This window comes from Romboutsia sp. 13368 (assembly GCF_018336475.1).
Classification (GTDB): domain Bacteria; phylum Bacillota; class Clostridia; order Peptostreptococcales; family Peptostreptococcaceae; genus Romboutsia.
Genome location: NZ_CP048741.1, coordinates 1,400,903 through 1,401,142, shown reverse-complemented (window position 1 = coordinate 1,401,142; position 240 = coordinate 1,400,903). Strand labels below are relative to the sequence as shown.

The following is a 240-nucleotide window of genomic DNA, read 5'->3' as shown; positions in this document are numbered from 1 at the left end:
GATTATTTTATAAATGAATTAAAATTCAATGAAGGAGCACATAATCTAGTTGAAAAAATGATTGAGTATTACAATGAGTACTCKACTTTGCGAGGATTTAGTATAGAAATAAAACGAAAAGAGGGTAAATCTATAATYATAACAKCAGAGAAGAACTTGGAAGGYCAAAGACCAGATTTGAGCTTAGTTATGATTGATAAATATAAATGTAGAGAAGTTTTCTTAGATGCTAAGTATAAA

At 27.5% G+C, this 240-nt stretch carries 1 protein-coding gene; it reads left to right on the top strand.

All coding sequences use genetic code 11. The annotated features are described in order from the left end of the window. Window positions 1–240 (top strand): hypothetical protein (locus tag G3997_RS05645; protein WP_296644196.1); only part of this gene is annotated, 240 nt, incomplete at both ends.